This window comes from Gluconobacter sp. P5E10 (assembly GCF_018812145.1).
Lineage (GTDB): Bacteria > Pseudomonadota > Alphaproteobacteria > Acetobacterales > Acetobacteraceae > Gluconobacter > Gluconobacter cerinus.
The window spans coordinates 423,348-446,670 of sequence record NZ_JACRVZ010000002.1 but is presented as its reverse complement, the minus strand read 5'-3'; the positions used below and the strand labels follow the sequence as shown (position 1 = coordinate 446,670).

Here is a 23,323-nt window from a genome sequence, read left to right as displayed (position 1 = left end):
GCGCAAAAATTACCAGGGAAGCAGAGACTTTCCGAGAGATTTCTGTGCTTCAGGAGTCATCCCCAAATCATTACGGTTCCACCAGCCGCCGCCGAGGGATTGGAACAGACCCACACTATCAGAGAACCTTGCACCCTGTGCCTGAACATAGGCCAATCGCGCCTGAGCATGAGACTGCTGGGCTTGGAGCACCATCAGTTCACTGACATCTCCCAAGAGAAGCTGAGCCTGAGCAATCTTCAGACTCTTCCCCGTAGCAGTATAGGCACTCTCATTCGCCATCAGCGCATCAGCATCAAAGTCCAGTGCATGAAGACTGTCTGCGACGTCCTGAATGGCACTCAGGACTGTGGCCTTATAGGTCTCGTTGGCCTGTAGCAGGTTGTCGCGTGCCTGCCGCTCGGCATGCAGGAGGGAGCCGCCCTGGAAAATTGGCTGCATGACAGTTGCAGCGATCGTCCAGTTTCCATATCCCGGCTTGAAGAAGTCGCTCATGGTTCCGACGGCCTGCCCTGGGAGGGCACTGAGCTGCACGTTGGGCAGACGGTTGGCGATCGCCACACCAATCTGCGCGCTTGCAGACTGGATCTGTGCCTGTGCCGCCCGAATATCCGGGCGTTGATTCAGAAGATCTGAGGGTAGGGAGACCGGCAATGTCTGCGGAAGCGTAAACTGTTCCAGCCTGAAGGTCGGCAGCGAAGTATTGGGTGCTACCCCAACCAGAACGGCTAACTGATCCCGGGTTTGAGCCAACTGAAGATTCAGAGAGGGAAGGGTAGCTTCAAGCTGCGCCACCGAAGCAAGCTGCGCCACCATGTCCTGCTTGGACGCGTCTCCGAATTTCTGCCGGGCCGTAATCAGCTTGAGAGCCGATGTCTGGCTGGCAATCAGATCCTGTGTCGCTTCGATCTGCGCACGCAGCGTGGCCTCGTCAATTGTAGCGATCACCAGATCGGAGATTAGGGTGAGAGCGGTAGCTTCAAGCTGAAATTTCTGAATTTCGGCCTGCGCGCCCGCCGCCTCAATTGCGCGCCGCGTTCCGCCCCAAAGATCCGGAACATATCCGATCGTCAGCTGAGCTGTATGAACATTATACAGCCAGGTGTTGTTGTTCGGAACAGGAGAGTAAACGCGTGAGGTCTTATTGCGTGTTGGGTTGAAAGAGGCCGAGATCGTCGGATACAGACCCGCCCCTTCAATCCGCCGTTGCTCCCACGCAGACTTCAACCCTGTCTGCATGGCTTTCATGGACTGGTTGTTGGCCAGAGCCTGCTCAACAAGCGCATTGAGCTGCGGGTTGCGGAAGACTTCCCACCACTTTCCAGGAATGTCCACGCCACTCTGGAAGTGTTGAGCCACTCCTGTCCCGCTTTGGGCATTGCCAGCCGTCCCGGCGAGCGGCGTAGCTTGATAGTTCACATCCTTTGGAAGGTCCGGACGATGAAAGTCCGGACCGACTGCGCAGGCTGATATCAGAACCGACCCCAGAAGGGCGGTCGTATTTTTAAGAACCCGCTTCATGTCGGGGCTCCATTCTCTTCAGACGGGCGCGGACGACGGGCATCCCGACGCTCCACCCACATTTCAAGCTCACTGAAATAGACGGGCAATGCAAAGAGGGTCAGCAGTGTGGCAATCCCAAGCCCACCTACGACGACTGTTGCAAGCCCACGCTGCACGTCTGTGCCAACGCCGGTTGCCAGTGCCGCCGGGAGCATGCCGGCGCTTGCAACAGTTGCCGTCATTAGAACCGGACGAAAACGCTCACCTGCACCAATGATCGTGGCATCCCGTACAGAACGGCCTTCGGAGCGATGTCGGTTGATGCTTGAGATCATGATGATGCCGTTCTGCACCGCCACACCGAAAAGGGCGATAAAGCCCACAGCTGTAGCGATATTCAGGGTCTCTCCACGCACATGCAGCGCAATCAGGCCACCCAGCGTCGCGAGCGGAACAACGCTTAGAATGAGCAGTGCCTGGCGAATTTTACCGAACTCGATGAACAGAAGCACCAGCATCATGGCAAACATGACGGCCAGAGCAACGGCAAGACGCTTCTGCGCGCGTTCCTGCTGCTGGAATGTGCCTGCCCATTCCAAAGTGTACTTCTGCTTGTCGTAATGCACGGACTGTTCAATGCGGGCCTGCGCATCAGCAAGGTACTGTGACAGCGGGCGTTCGCCATTATCGACACGGATAGTGATCTGACGATGGCTCAGCTCATGGGCAATATTGCTTTCACCCATGCGCAGGTTCACGCGGGCCACCTGAGACAGGGGAACGTAGGCCCCCTGTGCCGTCAGGAGAGGAAACTGCGACAGGCTTTGCAGGTCCTGTGCATCCTTGCGAGGGATACGCAGTGTAGCATTGTAGAAGCGGTCATCCTCATACACCGTGGAAATTGGTGCATCACCGATCGCATAGGACACAGCATCTGAAATGTCAGAAATGTTGATGCCATAGCGCGCTGCCGCTAGTCGGTCAGCCGTGACATCAATCTGCGGAATGCGCGGTTCCTGGAAAATGGAAGCTTCCGTCGTTCCTGGAACCTGATGCAGCACATCGACAATCTGCTGGCCAACGCGGCGCAGCTCTTCGAAGTCATTTCCATAAACGCGAAGCACGAGCGGGCTATGTGCACCACCCACCAGATCGCTCATGTTGTCTTCGATCGGCTGGCTGATGCCAAATTCGATGCCCGGAATTTTCAACAACCGTGCATGCAGGCGTTGAACGAACTGGGCTTTCGTCTCACCCGATGGCCACTGATCATAGGATTTCAGGCCAACCGGCATCTCGATATGAGACGGCGTCCAAGGATCAGTCCCATCGTCGGATCGACCAAGCTGTGTGATGGCGTAGGAGGTTTCCGGAAATTCCCGAACGGCGCTTCGAAGTTCGTTGGCGATCTGCTCGCCTTTTTCCATCGAAATTCCGGTCGGCATCTGCACCTGCAACCATAGGGCGCCTTCATCGAGATCTGGAAGGAACTCTCTGCCAATGCTGATGCCAAGAAACACGACGGCGACGAGGGCACCAAGACCAGCGCCATAAGCAATCAGCGGGCGATCGATGAAATGGCCAAGCCAGTGGATATAGCGCCCATGCAGCCACTCCAGCGGGCGATTATGCCAGATATGCCGTGGCTTGCGCAGCGCCAGAAAGCTGAGAGACGGAATCAGCGCCAGAGCACACAGCAGGGCGCCCAGCAGAGCGAAACTGACAGTATAAGCCATTGGCCGGAACAGCTTCCCTTCACTTCCTTCAAAAGCAAAGAGCGGGCTGTAAGCGAGGATAATGACGAGTGTTGAGGAGAAGATGGCATGACCTGCCCGTTTCGCGACGGTCAGTACTTCCTGGGAATTCAGAGCTTCGGTCGGCCGTTCTTCTCTAACACGCAGAATCGTCTCGGTAATGACGATAGCACCATCGACAATCACACCGAAATCGACCGCACCCAGCGAGAACAAATTCGCCGACATGCCGAGGAAATGCATCAGGGTGAAGACAACTGAGAGTGCCAGTGGAATGGTAATGGCCGTGACAATGGCACTGCGGGGGCTTCCCAGAAACAGCGTCAGAATCACGCCTACGAGGAGAATACCCTCAATCATGGTCTCCGTGACCTTGTGAGTCGTGGAGAGAACCAGATTGTCGCGATCAATATAGGGTACGACGCGAATGTGCTGAGGGGCGAGCTGTGTCTGAAGCTTCGCAACCGTCTGGTGCAGGTTTTCCAGCACTACAGACGGATTCTCACCACTCAGCATGGTGACCACGCCCTCGATGGTATCGGGGTTATGGTCCTTGCCCAGAATACCCTCGCGCACCTGATGCCCGAACTGGATGGTCCCCAGATCACGCACCAGAACAGGCACGCCATCGCGCTGGGCAACGACAATATTCCCCATGTCCTCAAGGGAGTGGATCATGCCTACACCTCGGACGATATAGGACTGCTCGCCTCGCGTGACCCGACCACCACCTGCGTTGATATTGTTGTTCCGGATCGCGGACAGAATATCTTCCAGGCCGATGTGATAGCGGAACAGGGAGGAAGGCTTGAGAACGAGCTGATATTCCCGCGTGAAGCCGCCAAAATTATTGACGCTCACAACACCAGGAACGTGCAAAATTGCCGGGATAACCGTCCATTTCTGGACGTCCGACAGTTGCATCAGGTTCTTGTCGTCTGATTCCAGCGTATAGCGATAGATTTCGCCCGTTGGGCCAGAAATTGGTCCCAGAGAAGGCTGTGCACCATTGGACAGTGGGTTGCTGGCAAGAATGGTTTCAACCTGCTGCCGGGCCCAGAACACATCCGTCCCATCGCGGAAAATCAGCGTGATGAGGGAGAGCCCAAATGTGCTGGTGGAGCGGCTGTCCGAAACACCGGGAACGCTGGCAAGCATGCGCTCCAGAGGAATCGTGACCTGCTGCTCCATTTCCTCCGCAGCCAGACCCGACTGCTGGGTCGTCACAAGAACGCTGACAGACCCAAGGTCCGGATAGGCTTCAACAGGCAGGATACGCCAGGCAATGCTTCCCATGACGGCAAGCAGAACGGCGGCAAAGAAGACGATGTTCCGGCGCACGAAGCACCAGGAGATAAAACGTTCGATCATGATGGCTGGCCCGTCCGGTCAGTCGTCGTTCAGCAGGATGGCGCCGCTGGTCACAACACGCTCACCCGCTGACAAGCCGGAGAGAACAAGCACATCGTCACCTTCATCATAATTGATGGTGACTTCACGCCTACGAAAAGTGCCCGGAGCAACCTCAACGAAAACTGAAACCTGATCGTTGTTCATCAGCAGCGCGGATTTCGGTACCCGAACAACATCGTTTTCCGAAACACCCAGATTGGCCGAAGCGAACATGCCGGGACGCAGTAAGCCTTCCGTATTCGGGCAGACAACATAAACGTTGAGGCGCCGTGTATCAGGCTTCAGCGCAGGGTCTCGCGTTGCAACTGGACCGGAACATGTCTGGCCGGGAAGGGCAGGGAACGTGACATCCAGCGTTGCGCCACTCGTGATGTCAGACATGCGGCTTTCCGGAACGGCAGCAGCGACCCATACGGAAGAGAGATCCAGCAGCGTCATCTGAATGGCCGTTGAGTCCGTGATGTTCTGTCCCACAGCCATGTTGGTTGCTGAGACGACACCATCTACGGGTGAGACCAGCGGTACCTGCCCCTGCGCAGCGTAATCGGAGCGTGCGCCCAGAACCTGCAGGCGCTGATGTGTTCTCAGAGCTTCTGCTTCTGCCTGAGCCAGATCATTGCGTGCAGATTCAAGATCTTTCACGGCATTTCCGCCCGCAGCCAGAACGCCGCGTGCACGGTCATAGGCACGCTTGGAGAAATCCAGTGCAGCACGCGCACGACGATCGTCAGCCCAGGCCTGATCCAGATCGCTGGCTGCAATTGTCGCCAGCACCTGCCCACGTGAAACATGCTGGCCGAGCTGAACGGCGACACTCATGATCCGGCCAGTTGCTGGCGCCAGCACATTGACCTGATGGTCAGGCAGAGCAACGACCTGCGCCGGCAGGGCCACTCCAGCTGTATCATGCGAAAGGGAAACCGGAGCGACCACAAGGCGTTTCTGCAAAGGGCTACCATCCCGCAAGACGAGACTACCATTCTGCCGTGCAAACATCGGTTGCTCGGGGGTAGCCGCGTGAGGCGGAGCGAAGAAATAGGTTCTCAAGAAAAGAACAAGGAAAACCAGACCCAGCAGGCCGAGAGCCAGAGCGCTGGCGCGCGCAACACGCATACTTTTTGAAAACCCCGTATCTGCCAGACGACCAATGCCGCAAATGCGGCAGAAGCATAAACCGCCCTGCTATTCCTGAACCCCGACGATTTCATGGCAATCGCTACGTGACATAATCATCGGTCAGCATCACTAGAAGCTGAAAACTCGGATTTTCTAAAGGCTTCCCGCAACATATTGCAAAAATTTTATCGTTTTGACCCAAAAATTACATAAAAAAAGCAGCTCACCCCGTGAAGGATGAACTGCTTTTTAGATCTTGAACCGCAGGAACGGATCAGAAGCGGTATTCGATACCAGCTGCAACCGTGGTCGGGTTCAGGCTGTCACGCGCGTGAATGTATGGGCCAGAAGCGCCACCACGTTCGTTGACGAATGCCGGAACGGACAGCCACATCTGCTTGGCGTCAAAGTTGAAGAACCAGTTGCCTACGAGCTGGTAATCGAAACCAACGTTGGCTGCCGGACCAACCGTGGTGCGCAGATCAAGCTTCTGAACTGCTCCGCCTGCCGGGCTGATGTTGTGGAAGAATGCCAGTGTCAGACCCACACCTGCATAAGGGTTGAAGCGCTTGTGTGGGCGGAAGTGCCAGGCCAGCGTAAGCGTCGGCGGCAGGACCCACGTGCTACCCAGATCAACCTTGCCGAGAGCCGTGTCTTCAGCGGCAAGCTCATGACGTGTGCTGGCTGCGATCAGATCCAGAGAGATATGATCCGTAAAGAAATATTCGAACGTGAATTCAGGAGCGACCTGGTTGGTTGCCTTGACGCGACCACCGATCACCTTCACGCGGGACGATGTATCCTGCGGAAGAACACCAAGAGCAGACAGACGGATCAGGAAGTCGCCCTTGCCCAGGCCGATCTTCGTGTTCGCACAGGTCTCGAACAGGCCGCAGTGCCCGGATGACGGCGGTGCAATGTTGACCTGTGGCACAGGAGCTGCCGTCATGGGAGCGGAAACAGTGGCCTGAGGAGCAACGACAGGAGCTGTCGTCTGAGCGAAGGCAGGAGATGCCACCAGGCCTAGGGCAGCGACCAGCGCAAGAGCTGAAGTCTTCATATTAAAGGGTTTCCATCAACAATAGTTGACCTCACAAAGCACTCCTCCCCATGCCTCACCTTGACCTGGATCAAGTCTGGGGAATTATGTGCTATGGGTGTGGCGGCACAGCAAATGTTACAGGCCGGGAGAGTTCCAATCATCATGACATCAACGCGTATCCCGGACGAAATCCACGATCGCTGCGCTCATTGCATTGGTCGCGAACACAGTATCTGTAATGCGATTGACGATTGTGATCTTGCTATACTTGCCAGTGAGTCTTCAAAAATGACTGTTCCGGATGGACGGTCATTTATAGAGGAGGGCGAGCCAGCCCACGATTTTTTCGTTGTGACTGGTGGCCGCGTCAAACTGTTCACACTTCTTCCAGACGGGCGCCGTCAGATTACCGGTTTTGCTGAAGGTGGAGATTTCCTGGGGCTTGCAGCGTCCACGAGCTATGCATTTGGTGCAGAGGCGCTCGGCACTGCGGTTCTGTGTCGTTTTCCCCATGCGTCCATGCAGCGACTCACAAGTCGCTTTCCCAATCTGGAGCATCGACTGCGCCAGGAAGCGTCGCGTGAACTGACCCTGATGCAGGCACGCATGACGTTGCTGGGCCGAAAGACGGCACGCGAGCGTCTTGCCACATTCCTGATGGAACGTGCGCGCCTGCTCTCCGCGCCAGTGCCGGAGCCTCATGCGCCGATTGAGCTTGATCTGCCCATGCCGCGAACCGATATTGCTGATTATCTCGGATTGACTATTGAAACAGTCAGCCGTGTTCTGAGTGCCTTTAAACGGGAAGGTCTCATAAGCATTCGTGGCATCACTCACATTACAATCATGCAACCTGACCGCATTGCAGCAATTGCGGAAGGCCTCGAATAAAGACTGATTTGTCGGGAAGCCACATTCCCGCCATGAAATGCTGATGTCTTCCCGCAAGACGACTACAGGAGATTTCATGACAAACCGTATTTTCTTTCGTTCGCTTCTCGCTGTCAGCCTGCTGACCGGTTCTGTTTCAGTGGCTTCCAGCGCTTACGCTGCTGACCCGGCTGCTGCCACGCAGAGCACACAGAACGATTTTCTCGGTAACCTTTCCCAGAAAGAAGACAATCTCAACAACCGCGTAAAGAATTACCAGACGCAGTCGGCTGCTTCCCAAGCTGAGCGCACACAGAAGATTCAGGCTCTCAAGAGCCAGTACACGAATGCTCCGGCTAACGAAAAAGCCAACATTCAGAACAAGATCAACAACGAGCGTGAAAAGCTGAACACGGCTCGTACCGCCCAGACGGAAAAGGTTCAGAAGCTGCGCAATGCGCCGCAGGAGCAGAAGAACCGTCTGAATGCGCTGGGCAAGAAGAGCCGTAGCGATGCGACAAACTTCCTGAATGGCGGTCTCTGAGACAGCCTCACCAGCCGGAGTAATCCGGCTGGTATCTTGGTTAGGTTACAGAGAGCGAAACGCTTTCATAGCGCGGTCCCGACCGTCCTGAAGCTCGACAATCGGACGTGGGTACGTTTTTCCCAGAATGACGCCGGCGTGGCGTAGTTCATCTTCCCGCGCGCTCCAGGGCTCGAGCAGTGCCTTTCCTGAGAGCTTCTTCAGCTCCGGCACCCATTGACGGATATAATCGCCGTCAGGATCAAATTTCACACCCTGTCTGGTCGGATTAAAAATCCGGAAGAACGGCGCGGCATCAATGCCCGTTCCAGCAACCCACTGCCAGTTCATGGCATTGCTTGCCCAATCCGCGTCCACCAGAGTGTCACGGAACCAGGCTTCCCCTTCACGCCAGTCAATCAGCAGATGCTTCGTCAAAAATGATCCGACGATCATTCTCGCCCGATTATGCATCCATCCTGTCATCCAGAGCTGCCGCATGCCAGCATCCACAACAGGAATGCCGGTTCGTCCCTGTCGCCACGCTTCCAAATCTGTCTGGCTCGTGCGCCACGACATGGATGAAAACTTCTGATTCAGGCTGGTCTTGGGCAGAAGAGGTTGATGGAAAAGGGTGTATTTCGCGAACTCTCGCCACCCGATTTCGGAGAGAAAAATCCTCGCTCCTTCTTCGGAAGCCCCTTTACGCTGAATCGCGGCCCAGACCTGCCGCGGAGAGACTGCCCCGGACGCCAGATAAGGGGACAGGCGCGAAGTTCCTTCACGCCCTAGCTCGTCCCGGCCGGTTCCATAACGGGTACAGTCATGCTTCAGGAAGTCCTCCAGATGCTCCTGTCCCTCCGTTTCTCCCGGCTCCCAGTGAGAGCGCAACCCGGCGGCCCAGTCAGGCTGGGTGGGAAGGAGAGCCTGCTCATCAAGACGATGATCGGAAAGCAATTTACTCTCAACAGGGTAGAACGACAGGTGGGACGGTGCATCTACAGGATCGGGAACATCCTGAAGCTGAAACGCTTTCCAGAAAGCTGTGAAAACACGGTAGAATTTTTCTTCTTTCGTGCGAACCCGCTCAGGATCCAGCAGGACAGTTCCCCAGTCTGCTGTCACAGAGACACCGTTTTTACTGAGCGCATCAGCAATACGGTCGTCCTGTTCCTGCTCTTTGGCATGAAACCGGTGATGCCAGAAAACGCAGTTAGACCCAGTTTCTTTCGCAAGCGCAGGGATCAGCGTCTCTGCGGAGCCATGAAGCGTCAGGAGCGCTCCATGGTGTTGAGCCAGAGATTTTCTTAGCTCGGCCAGTGCGCCATGAAGCCACCACCGGGATGCCGCTCCCAGACGGTGGAGTGCAGGTGTCTCATCATCAAGAACGTAAACGCAGATCAGCGGTCGCCCGGTTTCCACAGCAGCCTGTAGGGCGGGGTGATCTGCTAGGCGAAGGTCATCCCTGAACCAGACGATGACAGGGGATTCTTTAGTCTGTGACGCGCGGGCAAGCATTCGGCTCTCTTTCCGAGGGCATGAAGGGCAGAGGATGAAAACCTCGAAAACAGGGCTCACAGAATGCGTGAGCTGAAATTAAGCGTGCTTTGCGTCAGATGGTTTCACAGTTTGTGTCGACGCGGGCAGCGGCTTGTGCTCCCGGCCGGAATAATTGGTGATGATGGTCCGTACAGCGCCTGCGGCTTCTTCAGCAGCCATGATCGCCGTATCACCCCACGCATTATCCAGGGAATGAGCCGGAACATCGTGAAGCTGTGTTGCTGCCCCGGCTTCCTTGCCGTCTGGCGTGATGACATGCCAGACGATCTCGATGTGCTGCATCAAAGTTTTATCGACTGTCCCCGCAGTTGTGACCTTCACGATGCCCTGAACCGTAAAATCCGCGTTCTTGGCGTTGGTCTGCACAGAGTTTGTTTTGTCAGGCAGCGAGGCATAGAACGCCCGGGCTAGAGAGGTATTTCCATCGCCGGGCGCTCCTTTAACGCCTTCAAAATAGATATGAGCAGCACGGCGCATGAGGCTGTGAGGATCCTGTTGCATCATATCTGCCTGGATACCGGTCAGGAGATTGGCCAGTTCCGGAGCCTCCTGCATGGCGGCGCCCTTAATGGCCAACGGATCTCCCGCACTCCAGCCTGCCATATCAACCGGTGCGCCATCGCCTTCAGCGCGGGCTTTCCCCTCGGGCGTCATGATGACGTAGTGCGGTACAACGGCTCCGTTGCGTGTGCTGGCGCTCAGTTTCAGCCACCAGTCCCCGGGCTTTTTCGGCTGGGCAATAGCCGGCACCGACTGTGCCACCATGGCTTCCGCAACGTCATGAGCCCACAGCTTCGCAGCATCATCGGACAACAGGGACTCAGAAGATGTCGGAACGGCTAGTCGGGCAGGAGGCAGGTTTGCCGTTGCGAGCTGTCGGGCCTGTTGTCCCGGGTCCGAGAAAGGGCGGGGCATGCTGAAGCAGCCAGCCAGACAGAGGGGCAGCAGAACAGGCAGGAAACGGCGCATCAGGGCTCCGGAACAGTGATAAAGAGACCGGCGAAGTGTAAGGGATCACTTCGCCGATGTCGAAACTGCGGATCAGCGGCGGATCAGAATGTAATTGATCGTCACATCGATATCGAAGTGGTCGCCCTTCATGTCCGGCGGCACTGGCGGCAGTTTTGCCCCCTGGAACATGCCCGTGGTGGCAGCATCCAGTGAGTAGGAGCCGGACTGGCCCGTCAGCCGGACTGTTTTCACATGCCCGAATCTGTCCAGAACAACATGGACAGAAGACGGACCATCCTCTCCGGCGCGGGCGGCATCTTCTGGATAATACATGTGAGACCGGATCCAACGATCAATCTCGCTGCCGTAATCTTCACTGACGCCCTTCACGCTGGTGCGTGTCTGATAAGGCGCGTTAATGGCGCCATTCATGCTGAGCGGCCCCAGCGACATGTCAATCGGTCCGCCCGATCCCGCCGCGCGTCCACGGCGATGGCGATAGGGCGATGGCTGTTCACCGAAGGACAGATCCATCGGATTGGCGAACGGATTGTTGTTCTGTGACCGGTTCGAGCGATGGGCACGATGACTGTGCGACGTCGTCTGTGTGCTTCTCTGGCTGGGGGCGGCGCCCGGCGTAACCTGCTGAGACGGCGTGGTCTTGGGAAGCTCAGATGACGATTCTTCGGGCACGGGTGGGGCCGATGGCGTTTCAGGCGTCGGCACGGCAGGTGTTGGCGCAGATTGCTGTTGCTCTGGCTGCTGCTGTTCCTGCTGGGTTTCTTCCTGGCTCTGGGCAGGCGGCGGTGGCGGAGCGCCCCCCTGATCATTGGCGCGTGGTCCCTGCATGCTGCTCTTTGAGGGAGGCTGGTCAAAAACCATCTCAACCTGCGGCTGCTCGCTTCCTGCAGGTGAACCATGCATGCCCTGATGCTGCGTAAGCAGCAGGGCGAGGACTGCCGCATGAAGGCCAGCAGAAATGCAGAACGGAACAATAGGCCCCGGTTCCACAATGGTCTGTGGACGCATCATGGGCGTCAGGACGGGACGAACCGGGCTTTTCGCAGGTGGGACATAATCCTTCAGTCGGGACCGGAATCCCTTCGGTGACTGAAGATGTGCATTCACAGGGCGTAAGGACGCAGCGAACAGCTTTGGCTCGCGACGCTCCACCTTGCCATTGGCAGACAGCATTTTCCCGCTCATACGTTGCGGGCCTGCTCAAAAGAGGAAAGGTGGCGGCAAGTCATCGCCAGGCTTTATGCACCAGGGCGGGCGGGTTCGTCATCCGGCAGGCTGGTATCCGGTCTGGGGGTGGGCATTGCGTCTGTCACTATCATGGCAGTAATGGGCAGTTCACGAAAGAGACAAAGCGCCATGTTCCTGGCAGGAAAGACAGCTTCATGACAGACAGTCTCATATCGTGTCTTTCCGTTGATCCGGATGTGGCAGCCGCAGTCCGCAGGATTGGTCCATGTCGCCTTCAGGGAAGAGGCGATCAGGAGCCATATGACGCCCTCCTCCGTGCCATCGCCGGGCAACAGCTCCATGGTGTGGCTGCGCGCCGTATCTTCGGGCGGCTATGCCTTCTTGGCCCTGAGGCGTCCGAGGATGGCACGCCTCCAGCACCCGATACCCTTCTTGCTTTGTCCGAAGATGCTCTGCGTGCCTGCGGCCTGTCTGCCAGCAAGCAGAGTGCCATGCGGGGCGTTGCGCAGGCTCGGTTGGACGGGCTTGTGCCCTGCCGACAAGGCGCTGATGCACTGGAAGACGAGGACCTGATCCAGCGGCTCATAACCCTTCGTGGTGTCGGACGATGGACCGTTGAGATGCTGCTGATGCTGACGTTGAACCGGCCCGATGTGATGCCGGTGGATGACTTTGGTGTCCGGGAAGGTTGGCGCCGGATTAAAGGGCTGGACATTGCGCCGAAGCCCAAAGCCCTGAAAATTGAAACGTTTCCCTTTTCCCCACATCGCTCCGCGCTGGCCTGGTATTGCTGGCGCGTGGCGGAAGAGGGGCGAAAAACGGCTCCCAACGTGTTGACGGGTTAGTCTGGGGAGTTGGCCGGTTCGCTGAGGAACGCCATCATTTCAGCAATGAAAGGGCGGGGTTGCTCCGCATGCAGCCAGTGACCTGCGCCCTCCAGAGTTTGTATCCGGGCATGGGGAAACAGTGCCATGATCAGGGGATGGTGCTCCGGCCTGACATAGTCGGAATTGCCCCCACGAAGGAACAGAGCAGGCCCTTCATAAGGAACAGCCTGAATTTCAGGCCAATCTTCGATCAGACGTATCCCGTGCGTAATGTCATCAAATCCAATGGCCCAGCCCGGCGTGCCGTCGAGGCGAACATTCTGAGCCATCAGTTCCGCGACGGCTCTGCTGCCTGTGACGGGTTCCAGCAAGTCCAGCGCGCCACTCCGGGTCAGGTCTGGCGGAAACGTGATGGCATCCAGTCGGGCAATCATATCTCCATGGCCCTGCTGGGTCCGCGCGGGGGCCATATCAGCGACCATCAGGCGGACTACACGGTCTGGCTCTGCCAGAGCGAGCATCATTGCAACCTTTCCACCCATGGAATGTCCGACGACCGAAAAGGAATCGACCCCGAGATCATCAAGGGTTTCCAGCACATCCTGCGCCATCGCAGCGTAGCTAACGAGGCCGTGCGGACTGTCTCCGTGATTGCGAAGGTCCAAGGCGATCGTGCGAAATGTCTGGGCTGCCTCACGCTGAAGAAAACCAAGATTACGGGCGCGTCCAAACAGTCCATGCAGGAAAACGACCGTTTCCTGTCCATCCCCGCGTTCGATGGCGTTGAGTTTCATGCATGATCCTTCCATGACAGCGGTTGATCGCAAGCAGCGTTCCAGCCAAACAGAACTACACCTGCCGCCGGGGAGACCTCTTGTCCACCAGTCCCACCCGTAACGAATTGCGTTTTCGCGTGAGTCGCCATCTGCGCGAGCTCCTTCGTCACCCCACTCAGGCTCCCGTGACGCTGCGTGCGATGGTGCGAGCTGACGAGATCTGGCTGACTGTTCTGGCTGCCGTGGTCGGGGGACTGTCCGGGCTGTGTGTTGTGATTGTTACAACCGTCACCCTGTTTCTTCACAGCGCACTATTCGGTCGCGGAAACACTGTGGACGGTCACCTTTCCGGCCTGACATGGCTCCCCCCATGGCGTCTTCTCCTTGTCCTGACACTCGGCGGCCTTGTCCTTGGAATATTCGGTGCGGTGGTTGCAAAAGTTATGCCACGCCGTCCGGTCGATCCCATTGAAGCCAATGCTCTGCATGGTGGTCGCATGTCTGTGCGAGACAGCACCATCGTTGCACTTCAAACGATCCTGTCCAATGGCATAGGGGGCTCAATCGGCCTCGAAGCAGGCTTTACACAGATTGGCTCTGCTCTTGGGTCCCGCATTGGCCAGTCTTTCCGGGTCCGTCGTGAAGATTTACGCGTTCTGGTGGGCGCGGCTGCTGGCGCGGCGATCGGTGCGGCATTCAACGCGCCCGTGGCGGGAGCCTTTTACGCCTTTGAACTCGTGATCGGCTCTTACTCTCTCGTCAGTCTGTCACCCGTCGCTGTTGCCGCTCTTGCCGGTGTGGGTGTGGCGCATCTGTTCGGTCACATGCCTGCCGCGGTTGTGATTGCAGATCCGGGGACCCTGACGTGGGATGGGAGCATCAGTGTTGTTGTCATCAGCATTCTGTCTGCTCTAACCGCCATCGGCGTCATGTATTGTGTGACCCAGACCGAGGTTCTGTTTCGCAAGCTCCCTGGCCCTGTGTGGCTGAAGCCTGCCGTTGGCGGACTGATGGTTGGTGGGTTAGCAGTCATTCACCCATCAGTCCTGTCGGCGGGACATGATGCCATGCGAGTGGTTTTTGCGGGATGGATTACGCCCCGTCTGGCCCTTGGCCTGCTGATATTGAAAGCGCTGGCCTCCTGCATTTCCATCGGCTCCGGATTTCGCGGGGGGCTGTTCTTTGCATCTCTGTACCTCGGTAGCCTTGCCGGGACAGTGTATGGCGCGCTGCTTGAATGGATCGGCTTGGCGCCAGTGTCCCTGACGGCTTGTGCTCTGATTGGCATGAGCGCCATGGCCGTGGCCATCATCGGTAGCCCTATGACCATGGTGTGCCTGCTTCTGGAACTGACAGGCAGTATTTCCATGAGCGGTGCAACATTCGTAGCCGCTGTTTTGTCGCTCCTCACTGTGAGACGTCTGTTCGGCTACAGTTTCGCCACATGGCGTTTTCATCTGCGTGGTGAATCCATTCGCTCTGCCGTGGATATCGGGTGGATGCGCTCTCTGAACGTTCGGCGCATGATGCGCGGACAGGTGCGAACCATCTCGTCTGACACCCCCCTGAACCGGGCACAGGCTCTTTTTCCTTTGGGCTCCGCGCAGAGAATTGTCCTGCTGGATCGGGACAGCCGCTATGTGGGAATGGTTAATGTGGCAGAGCTCCAGGCCGTTCCTGCGGCCTTAACGCCCGTGCAGAGCCTCGCCCATTTCGAAAACGCCATGTTGACGCCTCTGCTGACAGTTCGGGAAGCCGTGGAACTGTTCGAACGTGCAGAAGCCGATGCCCTTGTTGTCGTGGAAGATCTTCAGTCCCGTCAGGTGGTTGGTATCCTGACGGAACAGCACGCTCTGCGTCGCTATGCCGAAGAGCTTGAGCGCAGTCGCCGAACACTGGTTGGCGAAGAGGGATCAGCCGTGTGACGGTTCACCCTTGGCATCGACGTCTATGCGCTTCAACATGACAGTCCATTCACAGGAGAACACTCATGTCCAACACCCCTGAAGATCGTCTCGCCGCCCTTGAAATCACGCTGCCGGAAGCTGCTGCACCGGTTGCCAATTACGTTACGACTGTCCTGACAGGCAATCTGCTGGTCGTCTCGGGTCAGCTTCCTCTCGTGGATGGCAAGCTGCTCATTACCGGCAAGCTGGGCGACGAAGTCTCCAATCATGCAGGTGTAGCCTGTGCACGCGCATGCCTCATCAACGTCATTTCTCAGGCCAAGGCTGCTCTGGGCGGTGATCTGTCCCGCATCAAGCGGGTTGTGCGTCTCGGTGGTTTCATTGCCTGCACACCGGAATTCACGGAACATGCTGTTGTCATGAACGGTGCGTCCGATCTCGCGGTTGAAGTCTTCGGAGATGCAGGTCGTCACGCCCGCTCCACAATCGGCGTTCCAAGCCTGCCAGTGAATGCACCGGTTGAAGTGGAAGCCCTGTTCGAAGTCGTCTGATTTCACCGGACTGGATGGGCTTCTTGCCCATCTAACTCTATGGAAAAGACAGTAAGACGTTGTCTTTTCCATGCCTGATCAACACGTTTGCCCTATGGGTTATGTACGTTTGCAGGATCAGCCGTCATGAGCGCCTCTACTCCCCCGCCATCAGAAGCGACTGACTGGACGCTGACGCTTCATGCGTCCATCCATGAAATCGGCCCGGCTGAATGGGATGCCTGCGCCGGCGACGAAAATCCGTTTGTGTCCTTCGGATTTCTTTCGGCTCTGGAAGACAGTGGATCCGTCGCGGATCGAACCGGATGGCTTGTCCGGCACGCTGCACTACGCGCTCCCAATGGAACGATCGCAGCGCTCGCTCCTCTTTATGGAAAAGCCCATTCCATGGGCGAATATGTCTTCGATCAGTCTTGGGCGCGGGCCTATGAGGCTGCTGGAGGGCACTATTATCCCAAGTTCCAGTGCGCGGTTCCGTTTTCCCCAGTCCCCGGTCCGCGCCTTCTTGTCCGGCCTGATCAGGTGGAACCACAGGCCGTCGCACGCGCGCTGGCATCGGCTTTAATGCAAGCAGCCGGGCAGCTAGGTCTGTCTTCCGTACATGCGACATTTTGTGATGATGCCTCGATGGAGGCATTTGAAAGCGCCGGATACCTCAAGCGCCTAGGCATTCAGTATCACTGGCAAAATCAGGGATACGCGTCTTTCGAGGATTTCCTGAATGCCCTGTCATCCCGTAAGCGCAAGGCCATTCGCAAGGAGCGCAAAACAGCCCAGACCGCTGGCCTTACATTCGTGACAAGGCAAGGCGCGGACATTACCGCTGCGGACTGGAAAGCCTTTTATCGATTCTATCAGTCTACGGTCGATCGAAAATGGGGGAGTGCTTATCTGTCTGAAAGCTTCTTCCCGATGCTTTCAGAGCGCTTAGGCAACAGCGTCGTTCTGATGCTTGCGGAGCATGAAGGTCGCCCTGTGGCGGGGGCCCTGAATCTGATGGGAAAAGATACTCTCTTCGGGCGGAACTGGGGATGTGACGGTGAGTGGCCCTTCCTCCATTTTGAGTTGTGCTACTATCAGGCAATCGATTTCGCCATTGCCCATGGGTTGACCCGTGTGGAAGCTGGCGCGCAGGGGGAACACAAGATCCAGCGCGGCTATCTGCCAGCTCTTACGCGCTCGGCGCACGCCTTTTTGGATCCGGGACTGGGAAGAGCTGTTGCGGCCTTTCTGGAGGAAGAGCGGAGTGCTCTTCTGGATGAAGCCGAAGCCCTGGCAGCAGGCTCTCCATACCGTCAGGACGACTCGTCCTGACGGGGGCAGTTAACGATTGGGAAAGGGTCTGACAGTTAAGCTTCCTCCATGACAGTGGAATGCCGGAGCTTCAGCCGTGGAGAACAGCACCTATATTGCCCTTTCGCGCATGGATGCCCAGCAACGCGCCATGTCGGTGGTGGCAGACAACATGTCCAATGCTTCCACAGTTGGTTACAAACGCGAAAACGTTCTGTTCAGTGACTACCTTTCCCGGCAGCACGGAAGTACCCAGCCCACAGGCGCTGAGACCCAGGCCTATACTCAGGATCGCGCGACCTATCGTGACTTTCAGCAGGGCGACATGCAGCAGACGGGAAACCCGCTCGATCTTGCCTTGGGTGGAGAGGGGTATTTCCAGGTGCAAACCGCCAACGGTGTGCGACTGACGCGCGCGGGCCGTTTTGAAAAGCAGCAGGACGGAACGGTAGTTGATGAAAGTGGTAACGCCCTTCTGGACCGGGAAGGGCAACCCATCGTGCTGCCAGCAACGGATCATCAACTCACCATTTCTTCGGACGGTGTCATAACCACTGAAACCGGTGAAGCCGGGCAGATCGGTATCGTGACTGCACGGGACAATAACACTCTCCAGGCTGAGGGCAGTCATCTTCTCCGATCAGACCAGCCAACTGATGCCGTGGACAGGCCCTCGATCCTGCAAGGCATGGTCGAGGGCAGTAATGTGCAGATGATGTCCGAGGTCACGAAGATGATGGATATCCAGCGCAATTTCGATTTCATGGCGCAGTTCGTCAACGCCGAGGCGACACGTCAGCAGAACGCCATCGATAAAATCGTTCAGGTCTCCGCCTGACAGACGTCCTGACGGGACAAGGATTAAAGCCACATGCGCGCACTCGATATCGCTGGAACGGGCATGCAGGCCCAACAGACCAACGTTGAGACCATTTCGAACAACATCGCGAACATGAGTACGACCGGATACAAACGGTCTCGTGCTGAGTTCCAGGATCTCATCTACCAGAATATCCGCCGGGTCGGCACGAGTTCGTCTGATACAGGTACGACTGTGCCTGCCGGAGCGCAGGTTGGTCTGGGTGTAAAAACAGCCGCTATTTACCGTATCAACGATCAGGGTAGTCTTGAACAGACCAGTAACTCCCTGGATCTAGCCGTGCAGGGCAAGGGATACTTTCAGATCCAGCTCCCCTCCGGACAGTTGGCTTACACGCGAGATGGTACCTTCTCGATGGACAATACGGGATCGCTTGTCACAGCTGATGGCTACCAGCTAAGCCCGACCATCACGATCCCCAATAATGCCCAGAGTGTCAGCATTGATCAGTCCGGGCAGGTCAGCGTAACCGTCGCCGGGCAGAACAATTCAACTGTTGTCGGTCAGCTCCAGCTTGCGACCTTCACGAATGAAAATGGCCTGGACGCGATGGGCCAGAACCTGTTCACGCCTACCACAGCTTCTGGCGATGCGATGCTCGGAACCCCGAACACAACAGGTTATGGCAGTGTCATGCAAGGCTATGTTGAGAACTCGAACGTCAATGTTGTGACGGAAATTACAGATCTCATTACGGCGCAGCGTGCATACGAAATGAACAGTAAGGTCATTACGTCAGCAGACGACATGATGCAGACGCTCAACAACCTTGGCGGCCGCTGAGCGTGAAAGGAAGGTGGTTGCAAGTCGGACTGCTGGTGTTTTCAGCCGTAGCAACGGGTTCCGTCCATGCGGCCACGCTCCGCACGAATATCAGTATCGATCATGCCCATGTTCATCTTTCCGATCTGTTTTCAGGCCTGACGTCAGCGCAGGACGCCGATATCGGAGACGCTCCTGCACTTGGCGCAAGCTATGTTGTAGGTGGCCCGCAATTGACAGCGATTGCTGCACAGTTTGGTGTGGACTGGCCAGATGCATCCCCTTTGGTCTCCACGACGGTGACGCGGGCCACACGTTTAATCGGGGAGGATGATATTCTACCGGTTTTGCGTCAGGGGCTGGATTTGCCTCAGGACGCTCATGTTGAAATTACCCTAAGTGGTTTTCGGTCTGTGCCAGTTCCTGCGCAGGATCAGGCCGCTCCAGTTCTTCTGCACCTGGAGCGGCCACCACGAGGGGGTGGCCATTTCAATGCCCGGATGGAGGTTCCAGCCACATCGGGTGGGAAAGCAACATCCTTTTTGGTGAATGGCTCCGTGACCATGGAGGTCCGGGCTGTGACGCTTCGTCATGGGCTTCATCCTGGGCAGCCTGTGTTGCCGGAAGATGTGAGTGTTACTTTGGTCCGGTCATCCGATGTGCCTGAAGACGCGTTGCAGACCGTTGATGATGCAGTTGGCCTGGAAGCAAGAGGCAGTCTGTCTGCGGGACAGGTTCTGGCATCCTCGCAACTTGTGCACCCTCAATTAGTGCGGCGGGGATCACCCGTGGTTTTGTCCTACACCTTGCCGGGAGTTCGCGTGACAGTGTCAGGAAACGTTCTGGAGGCAGGCGGCAAAGGCGATACTGTTCATATTTATAATGCCAACAGCCACATGGTTCTGACGGGGCGGGTCATGGGACGAACCGAAGTCGAGGTCATCCCGGACATTGCTCCTCTTTCAGCGGACAGCCGAAACCGTCCTGCAGCAGTCAACTTGCCGACGTTATAAAAAAGCCTGAAACGCAGTGGCATTTCAGGCTTCAAAATGAAAAGCAGTCCGCTCGTCTGGCCTAACTCTGGTTCTGCATACTGCCGGGCATAGCGCGGTGCTGGAAGAGCTTTCCAATGCGGAGCATCATTCGCCGGACCCATTTTCCAATCGCATCCATCCAGAGATAGACGATCGGGGTGGTATAAAGCGTGAGCAACTGACTTACGATCATGCCTCCGAGCACAGAGACGCCTAGTGGGGCACGCATCTCGCTCCCGTAACCATGTCCGATGATAAGCGGTACGGCACCGAGGGCCGCAGCGAGAGAGGTCATGAGAATTGGGCGGAAACGCGTAATGGACGCCTTGAAAATGGCATCCTTGGGCGACAATCCATCATGGCGCTCTGCATGAATGGCAAAGTCGATCACCAGAATAGCGTTCTTTTTCACAATGCCTGTCAGCAGGATGATGCCGATAACAGCAACAACGCTGAAGGGCATTCCAAAGCACCATAGCCCTATGATGGCGCCAATGCCGGCAGAGGGCAGCGTGGAGAGAATGGTAATGGGATGAATCAGGCTCTCATACAGAATGCCAAGCACAATATACATGACGGCAATGGCTGCTGCGAACGCCAGCAGTGCATTGATCATGACTTTGGTTGTATCGCCCGCTGTCCCCGTGAACTCGCCCAGAACACCTTCTGGAGCATGGGTGTTTTTCAGCGTGTCCTGAATGAGCTGCACACCTTGGGCATAGGTCACGCCGGGCGCCAGATCGAAGGAAATAGCGGTTGAATAGTATCCCGAACGATGGGTGACATCGAGCGGCTGCTGTTTCCAGAGAATTGAAGCCACGTTTTCAAGCGGGATCATCTTTTCTGTCGAAGACGATACAGCGGCACCGCTGGAACTGTTGCCGGAAATCTGGTTGGCCAGTGAGTTCTGAATAGATGCCGTTGCAAGAGATGCAAACGTGCTTTCAGTCCCGCTGGTGGAGGCTTTGGCTCTAATCAGGTTGGACGCCACACCGCCCGCTGCTGTGCCAGCAGAGGTTGAAATCCAGACCTGATGCAGCATGTTGGGATCAGTTCGATACTGCGGCCCCAGAACCATGACGACCCGGTGTGTCGTCAGGGGAAGGTGGATCGTGGAGACGATGGTCTGGCCGTAGGAATCATACAGAACATTCTGGATAAGTTGCGGTGTGATGCCATACCGTGCTTCCGTATCGCGATGGACCGTGACGTAGGCCGCGATGGACTGGCTTTCCGTTGCGGAAGACAGGTTGACCAACTGCCCGGATGCACGCAGCGCTCCCAGCATTTTAGGGAGATAGCCTGTCAGGCTGGCAATATCTTCGCTGCGGAGAACATATCGATAAGCACCCGTATTTTTCTGGCTGCTTCCCCCTTGGCTATTGCCGCCGACATTCCAGAACATCACGTCTGCTCCCGGTTCAACGGGAACAGCCTTGCGAATACGGGCCAGCACTGTGGCTACCGGAGCGCGCTCGCTTTTTTCCTTTAAATGCAGGTAGAGCTGGCCGGAGTTTTTATCGTTACTGAAAATAGTCGTGGATGTTACGTCCGGGTCCCGCTGCACGATTGCACCGACAGCACGCAGCCTGCGGTCAATTTCATCAAAGGACATGGTCGCATCGCCTTGGATGCGACTGCCAATCAGGGAAATATCCTGCTCGGGGATAAATTCCTTGGGCATGACGATGACTGAACCCACGAGCAGGATAAAGCTCAGGGGAAGGGTCAGACCCATAAGGATCGTGTGCCGCAGGCACCAGTGCATGGAACGGGCGTAAAGACGCACGAGGCCATCCAGGCCCGCTTCAGTAAAGCGCACGATGGCGCCTGTAAGACCCTTACGGGGAGCGGTCCCATGATCAATTTCAAGCATGCGGGCGCACATCATGGGGGTCAGGGTGAGAGACAGCCACATTGAAATCACGATGGCGGAAATCATCGTCATGCAGAACTCGAACATGATCGAGCCCGCAGTTCCCGGCAAAAACAGCAAAGGAATAAACACCGCAACAAGCGAGGCGCTGATGGACAGGACTGTGAAGCCGATTTCCGACGAGCCAACAATGCTGGCTTCGTAATGATCCATCCCGTCTTCAATGTGCCGCGCAATGTTCTCAAGAACCACAATGGCATCATCGACAACGAACCCGACAGCAATCGTCAGGGACATCAGAGATAGAACATCCAGAGTAAAGTTGAAGTAGGCCATCGCAGCCAGCGTGCCGGACAGGGCAATCGGCACAGTGACGGCCGGGATGACAGTGGTCATGACCCTGCGGAAGAAAAGCAGGATAACCAAGACCACCAGAATGACGGAAATGATGAGGGCGTCTCTCGCATCATCAAGGGCCGCCCGAACGGAGCGGGATGTATCCAGGCCAACAGTTAATTTGACGCTACCCGGCAGACCCTCTCGTAGTTTGTCCAGATTAGCATTGATCCCGTCCACGATCGCCACGGTGTTGGCGTGGGGCTGACCGGAAACGATGAGCGTAATGGCCCGGTGGCCATTGATGTAGCTCGTTTGATAAACGTCCTGCACACCATCGTAGACGTTAGCGACGTCCTTGAGGCGGACGGGATACAGTCCGTTCCGGTAGCCGACAATCAGATCCCTGTATTCGCTCGCTTTGACGGCCTGATCATTGGTCGACAGCAGCATGCGTGTGCCATGACTGTCGATGAAACCCTTTGGAGTGAAGGCATTGGCAGAGGCGAGGGCCGAGCGGATATTCTCAAGTCCGATGCCCCATTTATACAGAGGTCCCGGATTAAGCTCCACGCGAACGGCCGGGTTCGATGAACCAACGACCTCCACGCGGCCTACCCCTTTGACCTTGGCCAGATAAGGTTTGACCTGAATATTGGCCACATCATAGAGCTCGGCCTGTGTCAGCTGGTCTGTCGTGACACTGAGCAGGTAAACCGGGAAACCACTGCCATCCAGTTTGAAGGCCTGCGGATCATCGTCGAGCGTGCCGGTGGGAAGATCGCTGCGGGCAGCCCGAAGAGCTGCCTGTACGTCTCGCAGGGCACCGTCGATGTTCCGGGATGACGAGAACTCAATGAAAATCTGCGCCTGACCCTGACTGGTGTCAGACTCAATGCTCTTCACATCGGCAATGGAGCCAAGACGCCGCTCCAGCGGGGTCGTGACAGAGGTTGCCATCTGCTGCGGGTCCGCACCCGGCTGTGATGCCACGACCATGATGTTGGTTGTGGTGGCATCAGGCATCGTCGCAACAGGCAGAAGAGGATAGCAGATGACGCCGGCCATGAAGATGGCAAGAGACATCAGGATCGTTGCGACGGGGCGGTCAATGAAAAAGCGGCAGAAATTCATGCCGAC

The 23,323-nt window shown here is 56.7% G+C and carries 18 protein-coding genes; 9 read left to right on the top strand and 9 right to left on the bottom strand.

The window, feature by feature from the left end; translation table 11 throughout:
* Positions 1-9: 9 nt before the first annotated feature.
* From KP707_RS06005 to KP707_RS05990, 4 genes are all read right to left on the bottom strand, one after another.
* Entirely contained in the window at positions 10-1,521 is a 1,512-nt protein-coding gene (locus KP707_RS06005) for an efflux transporter outer membrane subunit (RefSeq protein WP_211502455.1), read from the bottom strand.
* Positions 1,518-4,628 carry an efflux RND transporter permease subunit gene (locus KP707_RS06000; RefSeq protein WP_211495650.1) on the bottom strand — a complete coding sequence of 1,037 codons (3,111 nt, stop codon included), beginning with the start codon at positions 4,626-4,628 and terminating at the stop codon, positions 1,518-1,520. Before KP707_RS06000 ends, KP707_RS06005 begins: the two co-directional genes overlap by 4 nt.
* An 18-nt stretch (positions 4,629-4,646) precedes the next feature.
* A complete protein-coding gene (locus tag KP707_RS05995) occupies positions 4,647-5,783 on the bottom strand; it encodes an efflux RND transporter periplasmic adaptor subunit (RefSeq protein ID WP_211502454.1) in 1,137 nt (378 codons plus the stop codon).
* Between the two features lie 277 nt (positions 5,784-6,060).
* Positions 6,061-6,846, bottom strand: a complete 786-nt coding sequence (locus KP707_RS05990) for an OmpW family protein (protein ID WP_086633264.1) — start codon at positions 6,844-6,846, stop codon at positions 6,061-6,063.
* Between the two features lie 270 nt (positions 6,847-7,116).
* Between KP707_RS05990 and KP707_RS05985 the strand changes: the two genes are divergently transcribed.
* Both KP707_RS05985 and KP707_RS05980 read left to right on the top strand, forming a co-directional pair.
* The gene (locus KP707_RS05985; protein ID WP_235271778.1) at positions 7,117-7,719 is read left to right on the top strand and encodes a Crp/Fnr family transcriptional regulator; all 603 of its coding nucleotides are present in this window, start codon (positions 7,117-7,119) and stop codon (positions 7,717-7,719) included.
* A 76-nt stretch (positions 7,720-7,795) separates the two neighbouring features.
* The gene (locus KP707_RS05980) at positions 7,796-8,242 is read left to right on the top strand and encodes a hypothetical protein (RefSeq protein WP_211502453.1); all 447 of its coding nucleotides are present in this window, start codon (positions 7,796-7,798) and stop codon (positions 8,240-8,242) included.
* A gap of 45 nt (positions 8,243-8,287) precedes the next feature.
* Here KP707_RS05980 and KP707_RS05975 read toward each other — a convergent pair whose 3' ends face one another.
* The 3 genes from KP707_RS05975 to KP707_RS05965 form a co-directional block, all read right to left on the bottom strand.
* Positions 8,288-9,739, bottom strand: a complete 1,452-nt coding sequence (locus KP707_RS05975) for a deoxyribodipyrimidine photo-lyase (RefSeq protein ID WP_211506620.1) — start codon at positions 9,737-9,739, stop codon at positions 8,288-8,290.
* Between the two features lie 78 nt (positions 9,740-9,817).
* Positions 9,818-10,750 (bottom strand): hypothetical protein, encoded by a 933-nt coding sequence (locus KP707_RS05970; RefSeq protein WP_099211378.1) that lies wholly within the window; start codon positions 10,748-10,750, stop codon positions 9,818-9,820.
* Between the two features lie 72 nt (positions 10,751-10,822).
* Positions 10,823-11,938, bottom strand: coding sequence for an energy transducer TonB (locus tag KP707_RS05965; protein WP_215751664.1), 1,116 nt, complete (start codon positions 11,936-11,938; stop codon positions 10,823-10,825).
* 197 nt (positions 11,939-12,135) lie between these two features.
* Between KP707_RS05965 and KP707_RS05960 the strand changes: the two genes are divergently transcribed.
* Positions 12,136-12,786 (top strand): DNA-3-methyladenine glycosylase, encoded by a 651-nt coding sequence (locus tag KP707_RS05960; protein ID WP_211502450.1) that lies wholly within the window; start codon positions 12,136-12,138, stop codon positions 12,784-12,786.
* Here the strand turns inward: KP707_RS05960 and KP707_RS05955 are convergent.
* Positions 12,783-13,562 (bottom strand): alpha/beta fold hydrolase, encoded by a 780-nt coding sequence (locus KP707_RS05955; RefSeq protein ID WP_211502449.1) that lies wholly within the window; start codon positions 13,560-13,562, stop codon positions 12,783-12,785. The genes KP707_RS05960 and KP707_RS05955 overlap by 4 nt on opposite strands.
* A 131-nt stretch (positions 13,563-13,693) precedes the next feature.
* Here KP707_RS05955 and KP707_RS05950 point away from each other — a divergent pair, with 131 nt between their 5' ends.
* The 6 genes from KP707_RS05950 to flgA all read left to right on the top strand — a co-directional run bounded on the left by KP707_RS05950 (position 13,694) and on the right by flgA (position 19,950).
* Entirely contained in the window at positions 13,694-15,469 is a 1,776-nt protein-coding gene (locus tag KP707_RS05950; RefSeq protein ID WP_211502528.1) for a chloride channel protein, read from the top strand.
* Positions 15,470-15,534: 65 nt separating this feature from the next.
* A complete protein-coding gene (locus KP707_RS05945; protein WP_010503058.1) occupies positions 15,535-16,002 on the top strand; it encodes a RidA family protein in 468 nt (155 codons plus the stop codon).
* A 126-nt stretch (positions 16,003-16,128) separates the two neighbouring features.
* Positions 16,129-17,316, top strand: coding sequence for a GNAT family N-acetyltransferase (locus KP707_RS05940; RefSeq protein ID WP_099211384.1), 1,188 nt, complete (start codon positions 16,129-16,131; stop codon positions 17,314-17,316).
* 76 nt (positions 17,317-17,392) lie between these two features.
* On the top strand, positions 17,393-18,133 hold the full coding sequence (gene flgF, locus KP707_RS05935) for a flagellar basal-body rod protein FlgF (RefSeq protein ID WP_086633257.1): 741 nt from the start codon (positions 17,393-17,395) through the stop codon (positions 18,131-18,133).
* Positions 18,134-18,166: 33 nt separating this feature from the next.
* Positions 18,167-18,958, top strand: coding sequence for a flagellar basal-body rod protein FlgG (gene flgG, locus KP707_RS05930; RefSeq protein ID WP_046900475.1), 792 nt, complete (start codon positions 18,167-18,169; stop codon positions 18,956-18,958).
* Positions 18,959-18,975: 17 nt separating this feature from the next.
* Complete coding sequence (gene flgA, locus KP707_RS05925) at positions 18,976-19,950, top strand: flagellar basal body P-ring formation chaperone FlgA (protein WP_211502448.1); 975 nt, start codon at positions 18,976-18,978, stop codon at positions 19,948-19,950.
* A 61-nt stretch (positions 19,951-20,011) separates the two neighbouring features.
* Here the strand turns inward: flgA and KP707_RS05920 are convergent, their stop codons facing one another.
* Positions 20,012-23,317 carry an efflux RND transporter permease subunit gene (locus KP707_RS05920; RefSeq protein ID WP_249196755.1) on the bottom strand — a complete coding sequence of 1,102 codons (3,306 nt, stop codon included), beginning with the start codon at positions 23,315-23,317 and terminating at the stop codon, positions 20,012-20,014.
* Between the last annotated feature and the right edge of the window lie 6 nt (positions 23,318-23,323).